General features: G+C 72.8%; 15 protein-coding genes. 6 read left to right on the forward strand and 9 right to left on the reverse strand.

The genetic code is table 11. The annotated features are described in order from the left end of the window. Window positions 1–6: 6 nt before the first annotated feature. Genes AB0C28_RS08825 through AB0C28_RS08835 form a run of 3 tightly spaced genes read right to left on the reverse strand, consistent with a single transcriptional unit; the run spans window position 7 to window position 2,887 of the window. Window positions 7–954 (reverse strand): VWA domain-containing protein, encoded by a 948-nt coding sequence (locus AB0C28_RS08825; RefSeq protein ID WP_357842534.1) that lies wholly within the window; start codon window positions 952–954, stop codon window positions 7–9. Continuing rightward, on the reverse strand, window positions 951–1,889 hold the full coding sequence (locus AB0C28_RS08830; protein WP_358073493.1) for a DUF58 domain-containing protein: 939 nt from the start codon (window positions 1,887–1,889) through the stop codon (window positions 951–953). The genes AB0C28_RS08825 and AB0C28_RS08830 overlap by 4 nt, the downstream gene beginning before the upstream one ends. Then, complete coding sequence (locus AB0C28_RS08835; protein WP_357842540.1) at window positions 1,886–2,887, reverse strand: MoxR family ATPase; 1,002 nt, start codon at window positions 2,885–2,887, stop codon at window positions 1,886–1,888. Before AB0C28_RS08835 ends, AB0C28_RS08830 begins: the two co-directional genes overlap by 4 nt. A gap of 55 nt (window positions 2,888–2,942) precedes the next feature. Between AB0C28_RS08835 and AB0C28_RS08840 the strand changes: the two genes are divergently transcribed. Together AB0C28_RS08840 and AB0C28_RS08845 are read left to right on the forward strand one after the other, a co-directional pair. Beyond that, window positions 2,943–3,716, forward strand: coding sequence for a hypothetical protein (locus tag AB0C28_RS08840; RefSeq protein ID WP_357842542.1), 774 nt, complete (start codon window positions 2,943–2,945; stop codon window positions 3,714–3,716). 55 nt (window positions 3,717–3,771) lie between these two features. Beyond that, complete coding sequence (locus tag AB0C28_RS08845) at window positions 3,772–4,635, forward strand: DUF2268 domain-containing putative Zn-dependent protease (protein ID WP_357842545.1); 864 nt, start codon at window positions 3,772–3,774, stop codon at window positions 4,633–4,635. 9 nt (window positions 4,636–4,644) lie between these two features. Here AB0C28_RS08845 and AB0C28_RS08850 read toward each other — a convergent pair whose 3' ends face one another. Both AB0C28_RS08850 and AB0C28_RS08855 read right to left on the reverse strand, forming a co-directional pair. Then, the gene (locus AB0C28_RS08850) at window positions 4,645–5,304 is read right to left on the reverse strand and encodes a response regulator transcription factor (protein ID WP_358073494.1); all 660 of its coding nucleotides are present in this window, start codon (window positions 5,302–5,304) and stop codon (window positions 4,645–4,647) included. Then, the gene (locus AB0C28_RS08855; RefSeq protein WP_358073495.1) at window positions 5,301–6,515 is read right to left on the reverse strand and encodes a histidine kinase; all 1,215 of its coding nucleotides are present in this window, start codon (window positions 6,513–6,515) and stop codon (window positions 5,301–5,303) included. The genes AB0C28_RS08850 and AB0C28_RS08855 overlap by 4 nt, the downstream gene beginning before the upstream one ends. A 234-nt stretch (window positions 6,516–6,749) precedes the next feature. Between AB0C28_RS08855 and AB0C28_RS08860 the strand changes: the two genes are divergently transcribed. From AB0C28_RS08860 to AB0C28_RS08870, 3 genes are all read left to right on the forward strand, one after another. Continuing rightward, window positions 6,750–6,959 carry a hypothetical protein gene (locus tag AB0C28_RS08860; RefSeq protein WP_358073496.1) on the forward strand — a complete coding sequence of 70 codons (210 nt, stop codon included), beginning with the start codon at window positions 6,750–6,752 and terminating at the stop codon, window positions 6,957–6,959. 25 nt (window positions 6,960–6,984) lie between these two features. Next, complete coding sequence (locus AB0C28_RS08865; RefSeq protein WP_358073497.1) at window positions 6,985–7,872, forward strand: polysaccharide deacetylase; 888 nt, start codon at window positions 6,985–6,987, stop codon at window positions 7,870–7,872. Between the two features lie 107 nt (window positions 7,873–7,979). After that, the gene (locus AB0C28_RS08870; protein WP_357842557.1) at window positions 7,980–8,267 is read left to right on the forward strand and encodes a DUF3040 domain-containing protein; all 288 of its coding nucleotides are present in this window, start codon (window positions 7,980–7,982) and stop codon (window positions 8,265–8,267) included. 5 nt (window positions 8,268–8,272) lie between these two features. On the opposite strand, the gene AB0C28_RS08875 is transcribed toward AB0C28_RS08870, so the two are convergent. From AB0C28_RS08875 to AB0C28_RS08885, 3 genes are all read right to left on the reverse strand, one after another. Further along, window positions 8,273–8,968, reverse strand: a complete 696-nt coding sequence (locus AB0C28_RS08875; protein ID WP_357842560.1) for a DUF4142 domain-containing protein — start codon at window positions 8,966–8,968, stop codon at window positions 8,273–8,275. Window positions 8,969–9,103: 135 nt separating this feature from the next. After that, entirely contained in the window at window positions 9,104–9,523 is a 420-nt protein-coding gene (locus AB0C28_RS08880; RefSeq protein ID WP_357842563.1) for an HIT domain-containing protein, read from the reverse strand. Next, window positions 9,486–10,199, reverse strand: a complete 714-nt coding sequence (locus AB0C28_RS08885; protein ID WP_358073498.1) for an HAD hydrolase-like protein — start codon at window positions 10,197–10,199, stop codon at window positions 9,486–9,488. The genes AB0C28_RS08880 and AB0C28_RS08885 overlap by 38 nt, the downstream gene beginning before the upstream one ends. 128 nt (window positions 10,200–10,327) lie before the next feature. Here AB0C28_RS08885 and AB0C28_RS08890 point away from each other — a divergent pair, with 128 nt between their 5' ends. Further along, a complete protein-coding gene (locus tag AB0C28_RS08890; protein ID WP_358073499.1) occupies window positions 10,328–11,428 on the forward strand; it encodes an NADH:flavin oxidoreductase/NADH oxidase in 1,101 nt (366 codons plus the stop codon). A gap of 10 nt (window positions 11,429–11,438) precedes the next feature. Here AB0C28_RS08890 and AB0C28_RS08895 read toward each other — a convergent pair whose 3' ends face one another. Further along, window positions 11,439–13,985 carry a glycoside hydrolase family 78 protein gene (locus AB0C28_RS08895; protein WP_358073500.1) on the reverse strand — a complete coding sequence of 849 codons (2,547 nt, stop codon included), beginning with the start codon at window positions 13,983–13,985 and terminating at the stop codon, window positions 11,439–11,441. Window positions 13,986–13,990 lie beyond the last annotated feature (5 nt).

The raw sequence follows: 13,990 nt of genomic DNA on the forward strand, positions 1-13,990 counted from the left end.
CAAACGTTACGGGATCCGTGAACCGAACAGGACCGCGGCGCCCGCCACCAGCACTCCGGCCAGGATCGCGGCCACGATGAACCACTGCGTGATCTCCTGGTTGACCAGCTTGTAGCCGAGCGAGGTGCCGATCTGCTCGTAGACCTCGCGCAGCTCGCTGCCGGACTCGGCGGTGTAGGCGCGGCCGCTGGTGCCGTCGGACAGTGACTGCAGGGTCTGCTTGTTGACCGGGACGTTCACGGGCCTGCCGTCGATGGAGACGGTGCCCTCCTGGGTGCCGTACGCGATCGTGGAGACCGGTACGCGGGCCTGCTGGGCGGCCTCGATGGCCTCGTTGACCGACCGCCCCGAGGTGTTGTCGCCGTCGGACAGCAGCACGATGGCGGCCGGCGGCGGGTCGGTGGCGGCCTGCTGGTCGAAGGAGCGCAGCGAGTCGAGCGCGTTGAAGACGGCCTCGCCGATCGCGGTGCCGGGGCGGGTGGTGAGGTTGCCGATGGCGGTCACCACGGCCTGGTGGTCGGTGGTGGGGGAGATGACGACGTTGGCCGAGCGGGCGAAGGAGACGACGCCCACGTTGAAGCGGTCGGGCAGCTCCTTGGCGAACGCCTGGGCGGCGGCCTTGGCGGCGCTGATGCGGTCGGGCTGGACGTCGTCGGCGTCCATGGACAGGGACACGTCGAGGGCGATCATGATGGTGGCGCGGTCGCGGGGGACGCGTACCTCGTCGGCGGGCTTGGCGGCGCCGACGACGAGCAGCGACATCATGAGCAGGAACAGGCCGGGGGCGACGTGGCGGCGCCAGCCGGGGCCCGCGGGGGCGACGAGGTCGAGCAGGGCCAGGTTGGTGAAGCGCACGGTGTAGCGGCGGCGGGCGAACATCGACAGGACGTAGCCGGCCGCCAGCAGCAGCACCAGGACGAACAGCCACAGCCAGCCCGCGGCGAGGAATGTCATGCGGAGGGCCTCCGGTGGGCTAGGTGGCTCGTGCGCCGCTGGCGGAGCACGAACTGCGCGACGTCGAACACCCAGTCGCGGTCGGTGCGCAGGACGAGGTGGGCGATGCCGGCGCGGCGCAGGGCCAGGCGGGTGCCCTCGCGCTGGAGGGCGGCCGCCTCCGCGTACGCGTGCCGGATTTTTGGCGAGAGGTGCACTTCGCGTACTTTCCCGGTCTCGGGGTCGGCGAACGCGACCCGGCCGACGTCGGGCAGCTCCAGCTCGCGCGGGTCGATGATCTCGACCGCCAGCACCTGGTGGCGGGCCGCGAGCCGTCTGATGGGGCGCTCCCACGGCCGTTCGGCGTCGGGGTCGAGGTCGGGCTGCGCGTCGAGGAAGTCGGAGACGATCACCCGCATGCCGCGCCGCCTGCGGGTGGCCGACAGCACCTCGATGCCCTCGGCCAGGTCGGGCGGGTCCTCGACGATCCGGCCTCTGGGGGCGTCCATGAGGGAGTGCAGCAGCCCGTACAGGGCGGGGCGGCCGGTGCGGGCGGGCATGCGGTGCACGTACTCGTCGTGCAGGACGAGCGCGCCGAAGCGGTCGCCCATCCGGCTGGACAGGAACCCGAGCGCGCCGACGGCGGCCACGACCAGGTCGCGCTTGTCGCTGTCGGCGGTGCCGAAGTCCATGCTGGGGGACAGGTCGGCCAGCGCCCAGGTCTCCAGCTCGCGGTCGGCGATGAGGTCGCGCACGTGGGGGATGGTGGTGCGGGCGGTGACCGCCCAGTCCATGCGGCGCACGTCGTCCTCGCCGGGCACGTAGACGCGGCTGTCGCCGGCCTCGCTGCCGGTGCCGGGCAGCAGCCCCTGGTGGGCGCCGTGCAGCAGCCCGTCGAGGCGGCGGGTGACGGTCAGTTCGAGCCGCCGCAGGGCTTGCTCAGCGGTGGTGGTCAACGGTTCTGGTTCCAGACGACGAGGGGCGGGGGTACGGCGTGCAGGATCTGCTTGACGACCTGCTCGGGGTCGACGCCGTCGGCCAGGGCGTCGAAGGTGAGCATGAGCCGGTGGGACATGACGTCCACGGCGACGTCGCGTACGTCGTCGGGCAGCAGGTAGTCGCGGCCGCGCAGCAGGGCCAGGGCCCGCCCGGCCGAGACCAGGCCCAGGGTGGCGCGGGGGCTGACGCCGATCTCGATGGTCTCGGTGAGGTCGGCCAGCCCGTACTCGGCGGGGGCCCGGGTGGACATGACCAGCCGCACGACGTAGTCGGCGACGAGCTGGTGCACCGAGACCTGCTCGGCCGCCTGCTGCAGCGCCAGCAGCCGGGCGGGGTCGAGCACCCGCTCGGGGACCGGCGGGGTGACGCTCATGCGGTGCAGGATCTCCAGCTCCTCGTGGGCGCTGGGATGCGGCACCCGCACCCGGAACAGGAACCGGTCGCGCTGCACCTCGGGCAGGGGGTAGACGCCCTCGGACTCGATCGGGTTCTGGGTGGCCAGCACGATGAACGGCCTGGGCAGCGGGTGGGTGACGCCGGCCAGGGTGACCTGGCGCTCGGCCATCACCTCCAGCAGCGCCGACTGGACCTTGGCGGGGGCGCGGTTGATCTCGTCGGCCAGCAGGAAGTTGACGAACACGGGGCCGAGCTCGACATCGAACTTCTCGTTGGAGGGGTGGAAGACGCGGGTGCCGACGATGTCGCTCGGCACGAGGTCGGGGGTGAACTGGATCCGGGCGAACGTGCCGCCCACGACGGTGGCCAGGGTGGAGGCGGCGAGCGTCTTGGCGACGCCCGGCACCCCTTCGAGCAGGCAGTGCCCGCGCGCGAGCAGGGCCACGACGAGTCTTTCGACCATGTGGTCCTGTCCGACGATGACACGCCGGACCTCGTCGAGACTCTGACGCAGCAGTGCCGCGTCGTTTCCGCCTGGCAACTCTTCGGCGACGCTCATGACGCCATTCCACCAAACGCGCCGCAAACGTGCACGACGCCACGTCTGTGCTTTCATGGCAAACGTGGCAAGTCCCCTGCAGTACGGTGATCCGCCCGGGCTCGGTCCCTACGTGGTGCAGGCGCGCCTGCACGCGGCTCCCGCCGGGTTCGTCTACCTGGCGCAGTCGCCCGACGGGCGTGCCGTGTCGCTGGCCGTGCTGACCAGGGGGGCCGCGTACGACGCCGCGGCGCGCGACCGGTTCGTCACCGCGATCAGGGAGGCCGGCGGGCGGGAGCGTTCCGGGCTGCGCGGCCGGCTGGGGCGTCCTGGGCGCTCGCGGGGCGCGGTGCTGGACGGCGCGCCGGAGGTGCTGGCCTATGAGGGCGGGCGGGCGCCGTGGGTGGCGGTGCCTTACGCGCCGGGGCAGCCGGGGGCCGAGTGGTTCCTTGAGCCGGTCATGGTGGGCGGGACGTTCATCGGGGCGGCCCATGGGCCCGACTTCGTCCCGTACTGGCTGACCGACCGCGCGCCCGCGCTGCCCGGTCCCGGGCGCCCGCCGCGGCCGCTGACCGAGACGCGCAAGCGGGTGCTGCTGGCGGCGCTGACCCTGGTGCTGCTGCTCCTGCTGGTGACGGCCATCCTGCTGGTGATGCTGTTCGGGCGGCGCGACAGCGAGCCGCAGCCGAGGCAGTTGCCGCCCACGGTGTTCGTGCCGACGCCGCCGCCGACGCCGGAGACGCCGATGCCGCAGCCCTCGCCGTCGCAGTCGCCCTCGCCGAGCCAGAGCGGGCCGAGCACGCCTGGCCGTTCGCCCGGGGAGGATCCGGGGGACGAGGCGCCGCTGTGACGGCTCGGTTAATGGGTTTGAGTCTCACGTAACGTGAGGCTTTAGCGTCGCCGGCATGGAATTCATCGTTCACGACACGCTGACGGCGATGGCCGAGCTGCTGGAGCAGCCGCTGGAGCGGCGGCCCGGCCTGCTGCGGGAGGTGCTGGCGCCCATCCGCGAGGTGATCCCGATGCCCGGCGACATCGTCGACATCCACCAGCAGGGTGGCGGCTTCCTGGTCGACACCGACGACCCGCGCTACCTGCCCGCCGTCCGGCGCATGATCGAGACCGACGTGCTCGGGCAGGTGCGCCGGGAGCTGGAACGGGCCTCCGAGCGGCTGCACGCGGCCAAGCAGGCCGACTCGCTGCAGATCATGTTCATGATGGGCAACCCGGACAACGAGCACCTGATGACGACGGCCGGCGGCTACTACGGCATGGGTGGCGCGCCCGGCTGGCTCTACCTGCTGGCCTGGCCGTCGGAGGAGGTGCTCGGGCGGATCTGCCACCTGGCGGTGCACGAGTTCCACCACAACGTGCGCTACACGAACGTCGAGTGGAACCCGGCCACGGTGACCGTCGGCGAGCACGTGGTGGCCGAGGGGCTGGCCGAGGCGTTCGTCAGGGAACTGTCGGGGGCCGAGGCGATGGGGCCGTGGTCGTCGATGGTGACGGGGGAGGAGTTCGACCGGGCGTACGAGCTGATCATGGCGGACTTCGATCTGGCCGGGATGCAGCACACGTCGGCGTACGTGCTGGGTGACAGCGCCATGCGGCGCTTCGGGCAGGAACCGCGCGGCATTCCCGACATGTCGGGATATGCGGTGGGCCTGAACCTGGTGGACCGGGCGCTGGCCGCCACCGGGCTGAGCGCGGCGGAGGCGACCGTCCTGCCCGTCGCCGAGCTCATGCGGCGCGGCGGCATCCGTCCCTGACCGGACGCGTCACCCCTGCTCGGACGGGGAGACGAAGCCCGACTCGTAGGCGGCGATCACGGCCTGCGTGCGGTCGCGGGCGCCCAGTTTGGCCAGCACGTTGCCCACGTGCGTCTTGACCGTCTCCTGGCTGACGACCAGGTCCGTCGCGATCTCGTGATTGGACAGGCCCTTGGCCATCAGGCGCAGCACGTCGCCCTCGCGGCCGGTCAGCCGGTCGATGCCGGGCACGCGGCCGGGGGATCGGCTCGGGGCGCGGTGGCCCGCCAGCCGCCTGATCGCGGCGGGGAACAGCAGCGACTCGCCCGACGCGACCAGTCGTACGGCCTGGACCAGGTCGTCCGGTCGCGTGCGTTTGAGCAGGAAGCCGCTGGCGCCGGCCAGCAGCGCGTCGTAGACGTGATCGTCGTTCTCGAACGTGGTCACCACCAGCACCTTGGGCGGCTCGTCGAGCGCCATCAGCCGTTCGGTGGCGCGGATGCCGTCGAGGGCGGGCATGCGCACGTCCATGAGGACGACGTCGGGCCGCTCGCGGCGGACCACGGGCACCACCGCGGCGCCGTCGGCGGCCTCGCCGACCACGGTGAGGTCCGGCTCGGCGTCGAGGATGACGCGCAGACCGGCCCGGATGAGGGCCTCGTCGTCGGCGATCACGACTCTGAGTGTCATGCGCTCGACCGTAGCGGGAGGCGGGCGGTGACCTGCCATCCGCCTTCCGTGGGGCCCGCCTGGAGGTCGCCGCGCAGCAGCCGTACTCGCTCGCGCATGCCCGCCACGCCTCTGCCTCCGGTCAGGGACGTGCCGGCGCGGCGGCCGTCGTTGGCGACCTCCAGGCACAGCTCGCCGTCCTCGACGGCGGCGGTCAGGCGCACGGGGCCGTGGCCGTGCCTGATCGCGTTGGTCAGGGCTTCTTGCAGGATCCGGTACGCCTCCCGCGACACCATGGCCGGCACTCCCGACAGATCGCCCACGTCCTGGCGCACCTCGGCCCCCGAGGCGTCCACGAGCGCGCCGAGATCGGCCAGCGTCGCCTGCGGCCCGCGCCGGCCCGCCTCCCCGTCAAGCGCGCCCTCGCCCAGCGCCTCGTGACGCAGGACGCCGAGGACGTGGTCCAAGTCCTCCAGGGCGGCGCGGGCCGAGTGCTCGATCGCGGCCAGCGCGGTCCTGGCCGTGCCGGGGTCGCGGTCGAGCACCTTTCCCGCGGCGGCGGCCTGCAAGGTGACGACGCTGAGCGCGTGCCCCACCGAGTCGTGCAGCTCGCGGGCCAGCCGGTTGCGCTCGGCCAGCGTCCTGGCCCGCTCCTCGGCGGCGGCCAGCCGTTCGGCGGGGGTGGGGCCGAGCAGTACGGGCGCCAGCCTGGCCAGCAGCTCACCCGCGCCCGCCGCGAGGACGACCAGCGCCGCCAGCAGCGCCAGCCCGGCCAGCGTCCAGCCCACGGCGGGCCAGCCGGGGCCGACGTCCATGCCGAGCATCCTCGTTCCCCCGGTGAACGGCAGCACGAGCGTGAACATCGTGAACGGCACGATCGCCAGCGTGCAGCCGCTGACCACGCCCCCGACGCCCAGGTGCAGCGTGAACCAGGCGGCGGTGCGCCGCCGTTCCTGCCAGGACCTGCCCGCCTGCCGCGGCGGCGTCTCCACCCGCGCCCCGAGCAGGCCCTGCGCCGCGTTGAGCTCCAGCGCCCGCACCGGCAGGAACAGCCCGGTCACGGCCACCACGGGCAGCATCGCGACGAACACGCCCACCTCAAGGGGCAGCAGCACGTCGGCCGGCCGGCCGTGCACCAGGCCCGAGAGCAGCACCCCGACCATCATGTACGGCATCAGCAGCGCCCCGCCCAGGACGAGGCACGCCCACCGGCGGGGCAGGTTCCTTCTCACGCCAGCGATTGTAGTTCGAGGCGAATTCGCGATCAGGAGAGGGCTTTCCGCAATTCGGGGGACTGGAGCCGCCATTTCCGTCGTGAGGTCGCGTGGAAAGAATGCCACGCGAAATGGCGCCCTTCATGGCGGGAGGTGGTGCCCGGCCTGGCTTGACCAGCTCGTTGTTCCCTGCTAGAAGGGCGCGCTACTGTCCGCCGCTGGAAAGTCGGCGGCGACAATTCGCTTTTACCGGTGGCCGAGGGCCGGCACGCGGCACAACGCCGACCTGAATTCCGGAAAAGCGTGACGGGGGTGATCGGCAGGAGAAGGGCGTGCCAGGTGGATCCCGCACGGATGCAGCACCCCGTCCCCTTTGGTGAAGTTCGCCGGATTTATGGGGATATCGTCATCGTCGGCCCCGACGACGTCACCCTCCAGCTCACGACGCTCGAACGTGCCTGAGCCCTCCACGAACGGAGACCCCGTCATGACCGGACAGCAGCCCTGGCAGTGGGACGAGCCCACCTGGCGCGGCCACGTCGAGCGCGTGTGTGCCGGCCGGAGCCTGAGCCCCCGCACCTGGCCCGGCGGCGCCCGCGTCGCCGTGGCCCTCTCCTTCGGCTCCGACCATGAGACGCTCCCCCTGCGCGACGGCGAGACCCGGCCGGGCCGGCTCTCCCAGGGCGAGTACGGCTCCCGCGCCGCCGCCCCGCGCATCCTGCGCCTGCTGGAACGCCACCGCATCCCCGCCTCGTTCTTCGTGCCGGCCGTCTCGGCACTGCTGCACCCCGGCGAGGTGCGCGACTACGTCGCCGCCGGCCACGAGGTCGCCCTGCACGGCTGGATCCACGAACGCAACCTGCTGCTCACCCCGGCCGACGAGCGCGAGCTGGCCTTGCGCGCCGCCGACACCCTGGAACGGCTCTCCGGCACCCGCCCCGTGGGCCTGCGCACCCCGTCGTGGGACTTCTCCGACCACACCCTCGCCATCACCCGCGAGCTGGGCCTGCGCTACGACTCCTCGCTCATGGCCGACGACGAGCCGTACGAGCTGCTGGCCGAGGGTGAGCCGACCGGCGTGGTGGAGATCCCGGTCGAGTGGATCAGGGACGACGCGCCGTACCTGACGATGGACCGCCAAGCGGGGAGCCGGCCGCACACGCCGCCGCGGCAGCTGGCCGGGATCTGGCGCGACGAGTTCGACGCCGCCTTCGAAGAGGGCGGCCTGTTCCAGCTCACCATGCACCCGCACGTCATCGGTCACCGCTCCCGGATGGCCGCGCTGAGCGAGCTGGTCGAGCACATCTCCGCGCACGACGGCGTCTGGTACGCCACCCATGCCCAGGTCGCCGAGTACGTCTGGGAGCACGCCTGACCCGCGCCGAGGATCACAGCTTTATTGCAGTGTGCAAGGTTCGTTTCATGCGTCATGCTGAGTGCGGTTGAGAATGGTCAGTCACCGGCCGCCGAGGGATGTGAGACATGGGCCTTTCCGGAGAGGAAAGCCGCGCACTCGAGGAGATGGACGCGCGCCTGTCGAGGGAGGATCCCGAACTCGACGCGTTGCTGTCCGGATCCTCCGCGCGCAGGCGGGGGCCTCACGGGCGGGACGGCGCTCTCCAGGTGTGGCTCATGCTGATGCTGCTGACCTGTGCCGTCTTCATGATGGGCATCGTGCTGATGTTGTCGTCGGGGGAATACGTCTGCGCCGACGCGCAGTCCCGTTCCTGCGAGAATCCCGCCGACGCCGAGGTGCGGCTGCAGCGGTAGCCGCGTCAGGTGGCGGGCGGGGAGGGGAAGCTCGCCGGGGTGGTCAGGCCGGTGCTCTCCAGCAGGCGCTGGTGGTTGAGCACCGCGCTGTTGCACTGCTCGGCGAAGCGGCGGATCAGCGTGTTCTGGGTGCTGCCGCGGACCGCGCCGATCAGGCCGAAGATCTGGCCGTGGGCCAGACGCAGCCATTTTACGTACGTGGCGTCGTACTGCGCCCCCGACTTGCTGGAAATGTCGGACATCCAGGACTGCTGCTGCGTCGTGGGCTTCACCGGCAGCTTGATCTCCAGCTTCGCGGCCACCTCCCGTACCTGGCGGTCGAGGGTGTGGTGCTGGGACGCGATCGTCTTGCTCGCCTCGCGGACCTTGGTGATACTGGCCCGCTGCACCGCGTCCTGCGCGATGGGCATCTCCCACAGGCTGGCCAGCCGCACCTTGCGGACGAGCTCCTGGTCGGCCTCCGACAGGGGACCCCATTCCGTCTGCCGGGTCGCGGCCTGCTTCTCCTCCTCGGCGTTCTCGGCGTTCTCGGCGGGGGAGGAGGCCGGGTCGTCAGGCTCCGCGGTGATGCCGGCGGTGGCGGTGCTGATGGCGGCCACGTCCGAGACGGGCGTCGGCGTGTAGGTGGCGCAGGCGCTCGTCGAGCAGAGCAGGCCGAGACCACAGACGATGGTTACGCGACGGCTTCGGCGGATTCGCATGCACCGCCACCTCTTCCGGGAGTCGGGGATGGGGCCGTCCTGCGGCGCTGGTCACCAAGAGATACGCGGGAGAGATGAGCCTCGTTCATAGCAATATGCAAAAGTTGCACAGTGCAACCCGGAGCGCCCCGAGCGCTAGCGGCCCCGCGCCGCGCCGACCCGTTCCAGCACCTCCCGCAGCTCTCGCGGCGAAGCGCGGCGGCAGTTCCACATCACCCGGGCGTCGTCGCCGTGCCATCGCGGGACGACGTGGGCGTGGAAGTGGAAGACCTCCTGCCCCGCCGCCTGCCCGGTGGCGTGCGTGACGGACATCCCGTCCGGGGCCAGCGCCACCCGCAGCAGGGCGCTCACGCGATGCGCCAGCCGGGCCACCTCGGTGAAGGCGGCCTCCGGCAGGTCCCACAGGTCCCGGGCGTGCTCGCGCGGTACGACCAGCGTGTGGCCGGGGGCGGCGGGGGCGATGGTCAGGAACGCCACCGCGTGCTCGTCCTCCAGCACCCGGTAGGCGGGAGCGCGGTCAGCGGTGATCTCGCAGAAGACGCAGTTCTCCTCCATCCGTACGATGATCGCAGCCGTCTTCCAGGAGGGCGACCGCGTTCACCACCTCGGGGAAGGCGTCGATGAAGGCGTCCACGCGGTGCGGGCCGAAGTCCGCGCGCCGGCGCAGGCCGCTCTGCATGCAGGCGGCGAAGCGCAGGCCCGCGCCGTTGGCGGCCTGGGCGTCGCCGGGGGAGTCGCCCACGTACAGGCACTGCCGGGGGTCCAGGCCGGTGGCGGCCAGCAGTTCGTCGAAGGCGCGGGCGTCGGGCTTGCCGAAGCGCACGTTGCCGGCGTGGTAGACGGCGGCGATCCGCCCGGCCAGCGCGTGGCCGGGCGCCATCAGGTGCTCCATCTCCGCCTCGGTGCGCGAGGTCAGCAGCATGAGGGCGCGGCCGGCGGCGGCGAGCTCGTCGAGGGCCCTGAGGTTCTCCGGCGCGACGACGTCCAGCCGGCCGGCCGCCACGTACTGCCTGAGCACCTGCGGATAGACGGCGGCGAAGGCGTCGAGGTCGAGGCCGGGCGAGCGCTGCGGCATCGCCTGGAGCAGAGGCTGCCCCCACGTGGCCACGTGGGCGTCCCGGGACATCGGCTCCCGGCCGAGGCGGGCGAGCACGTCGTTCTCCAGTTCGAAGCAGGCGGCCTCGGTGAGGCAGAGCGTGTCGTCGACATCGAGCACCACAGCGCGGATCACAGGGCCAAGATAGCGACTCGCGCTTTTCCGGCCACGAGCGAGGGAAATTGCGTGCGCGGCTAGTCGCAGATATAAATAGAAGGCGTGTGCAAGTAAATGACAACTGGCTTCAGACGAGGAGCATCTCCGTGGCCTCCCTGTTCACCCCTTACGACCTCAGGGCGCTGACCATCCCCAACCGGATCTGGATGGCCCCGATGTGCCAGTACAGTGCCGCGCCCGAGGGGGAGACGGCCGGCGCGCCCACCGACTGGCACCTCGTCCACCTGGGCGCCCGCGCCTCCGGCGGCACCGGGCTGGTCATGACCGAGGCCACCGCCGTCAGCCCTGAAGGCCGCATCTCACCCTACGACCTCGGCATCTGGAACGATTTTCAGGTGGACGCCTTCCGCCGCATCACCGCGTTCCTGAAGACGCAGGGCTCGGTCCCGGCCATCCAGCTCGCCCACGCCGGGCGCAAGGCGTCCACCGAACGCACCTGGGTCGACCAGGGCCGCCCGCTCAAGCCCGGCGAGCCGCACGCCTGGACCCCGATCGGCCCCAGCGCCGTCCCCTTCGGCCCGGAGTCGGCGACGCCGCGCGAACTCACCGCGGACGGCATCGGCGCGGTCGTCGGGCAGTTCGCCGAGGCCGCCCGGCGGGCGCTCGCGGCCGGGTTCGAGGTCGCCGAGATCCACGGCGCCCACGGCTACCTCATCCACGAGTTCCTCTCCCCGCACAGCAACCACCGCACCGACGGGTACGGCGGCTCGTTCGAGAACCGGATCCGCCTCGCCCTGGAGGTCGTGGACGCCGTCCGCGCGGTGTGGCCCGAGGACCTGCCCGTCGTCTTCCGCGTCTCCGCCACCGACTGGCTCACCGAGAACCCCGAGGACGGGCGCGACGGCTGGACGGCCGACGACACCGTACGCTTCGCCAAGCACCTTCACGCCCGCGGCGTCGACCTGCTGGACGTCTCCAGCGGCGGCAACGCCCCCGGCGCCAAGGTGGTGACCGGCCCCGGCTACCAGGTGCCCTTCGCCCAGCGGGTCCGCGACGAGGTCGGCATGCCCGTGGCGGCGGTCGGGCTGATCACCGAGCCCGCCCAGGCCGAGGAGATCGTCGCCTCGGGCCGGGCGGACGCGGTGCTGCTCGGCCGCGAGCTCCTGCGCGACCCGTACTGGGCCCGCCGCGCCGCCGGGGAGCTCGGCGGCGAGGTCGCCGCCCCCGCCCAGTACCACCGCGCCTGACGCCGGGCCGTCAGCCCACGAACGTGTGGGTGCCCGCCCCCACCTCCCGCGGTTCCGCCCCCGGCAGCTCCACCAGCGCCGACGTGCCCGGCGGCACGGTGGCCGTGACTGTCAGCGTGCCGCCGTCCAAGGTCCAGGAGACCGCGGCCGGCCCGTACGGCGTGTCGAGCCGGGCCGAGGCGTGCGTCAGCCCGCCCCCGGGACGCGGCGCGACGCGCAGGCGCCGGTAGCCGGGCTCGGCCGGGGCCAGGCCGGCCACCGTGCGGTGCAGGAAATCGGCCACCGCGCCCAGGGCGTAGTGGTTGAAGGAGGTCATCTCGCCCGGGTTGACGCGGCCGTCGGGAAGCATGCTGTCCCAGCGTTCCCAGACGGTGGTGGCGCCCATGGTCACCGGATACAGCCACGACGGGCACTCGCGCTGCGTCAGCAGGGCGTAGGCCGTGTCGTAGGCGCCGACGGAGCACAGGGCGTCGCAGACGAGCGGGGTGCCGACGAAGCCGGTGCCGATGCGGTGGCCGTCGGCGGCGACCAGCTCGACCAGCCGCCGCCCGGCCCGTTCGCGCTGCCCGGGCCCGTCGAGCAGGTCCAGGTGCAGGGCGAGGGCGTAGGCGGTCTGGGTGTCGCAGGCCAGCCGGCCCGACGGGGTGACGAACTCGCGGCGGAAGGCCGCCCGCACCTCGTCGGCGAGGGCGGTGTAGCGGGCGGCGTCGCCGGCGTGGCCGAGCAGCTCCGCCGCGCGGGCGAGGACGCGGGCCGTCCAGGCGTGGCAGGCGGTGGCGACGAGCGCGTGGTCGGTACGGGCCCGGCCGGGGTGGTCCGGGGGAGCGGCGGGGTCGAGCCAGTCGCCGAACTGGAAGCCCTCGTCCCACAGATGGTCGTGGGTGAGCGAGGCGATCTGGTCCACCCACGCGGTCATGCTCGCGTACTGGGCGGCCAGCACGCCCAGGTCGCCGGTGCGCTCGTAGAGCACCCATGGGACGAGCACGGCCGCGTCGCCCCAGGCGGCGGCGGGCGTGAGGCCGGGCTTCAGCTCCACCCACGGCACGTAGTGCGGCACGGTGCCCGCTTCCGACTGGTCGGCCGCCAGGTCGGCGAGCCACGACGTCAGCGGCCCCGCGCAGGCGTAGAGGAACGCGGCGGCAGGGGCGAAGACCTGGATGTCGCCGGTCCAGCCGAGCCGCTCGTCGCGCTGCGGGCAGTCGGTGGGCAGGCCGACGTAGTTGCCGCGCATGCTCCACCGCACGTTGTCGTGCAGCCGGTTGAGCAGCGGGTCGGAGCACGCGAAGTCGCCGATGGCGCGCATGTCGGTGTGGCAGACGACCGCCTCGACGTCGCCGGGGTCCAGCTCGCCCGGCCAGTCGTCGATCTGGGCGTAGCGGAAGCCGTGCGTGGTGAAGCGCGGCTCGTACGTCTCAGGGCCGTCGCCGCGCAGCGTGTAGCGGTCGAGCGCGGCGGCGCCGCGCAGCGGCCGCACCGCGAGCGCGCCGTCCTCCAGGACCTCGGCGTGGCGCAGGGTGATCGTGTGCCCGGCGGGGCCCTGGACGCGCACGCGCAGGCGGCCGGCGAGGTTCTGGCCGAAGTCGAGGATGGTCTCCCCGGACGGGCCGGTCAGGATCGCGGCCGGGCGCAGCGTCTCGGTCCTGCGGATGGGCGGGCCGGTGGGGGCGACGAGCCGGGCGGCGTCGTGGGGGAGCACGTCGGCGGGCAGCCAGGAGGAGTCGTCGAAGCCGGGCTCCGACCAGCCGGCCGGGAGCAGGCGGGCGTCGTGGTGCTCGCCGTCGTACAGGCTCGCGGCCGTGACGGGACCGGCCGCGCAGCGCCAGGAGCCGTCGGTGGCCACCACGTCCGTGGTGCCGTCGGCGTAGGTGATCTCCAGTTGCGCGATCAGCGCGGTGCGGTCGCCGTACACGCCGCTCCTGCCGCCGTTGAAGCCGAGGCGGCCCCGGTACCAGCCGTCGGCCAGGGTGGCGCCGAGGGCGTTGCCGCCCTCGCGCAGCAGGCCGGTCACGTCGTGGGTGCGGTAGAGCAGCCGGTGGCCGTAAGTGCTCCAGCCGGGGGCGAGCACGTCGTCGCCGACCACGCGGCCGTTGAGCTCGATCTCGTACGTGCCGTGCGCGGTGACGTACAGGCGGGCCCGCTCGACCGGGCCGCGGACGGCGAAGCCGCGGCGCAGCAGCGGCGCGGGCCCGTCGGGCTCGCCCAGCAGCTCAAGGGGCGGCGCGGCGGCGCGCGCCCGCCAGTCGGCCGGATCCAGCAGCCCGGCCTCCGCGTAGGACCAGTCGCTCCACGCGCCGGCCGAGCCGTCGGCGCCGTGGACGCGCACCCGCGCGCCGCGCCGCTCGCGCGACCTCAGCGGCGCGCCCGGCCAGGGCACGAGCACCGAGTCCTGCGACTCGACCCGGCCGGTGGCGGTGCCGTCGCTCAGCTCGATCTCGTACGCCGCCTGCCGCCACCCGGGCAGCTCGGTGGTCACGGTCCAGGACAGGCGGGGCGCGGGTTCGCCGATGCCGAGAAGGTCGTCGTGGTGTTCGAACGTGGGTGTGCTGACGTGTGGCAAGGCGC

Source organism: Nonomuraea sp. NPDC048892 (genome assembly GCF_040649735.1).
In the GTDB taxonomy this organism is placed as follows: domain Bacteria; phylum Actinomycetota; class Actinomycetes; order Streptosporangiales; family Streptosporangiaceae; genus Nonomuraea; species Nonomuraea maheshkhaliensis.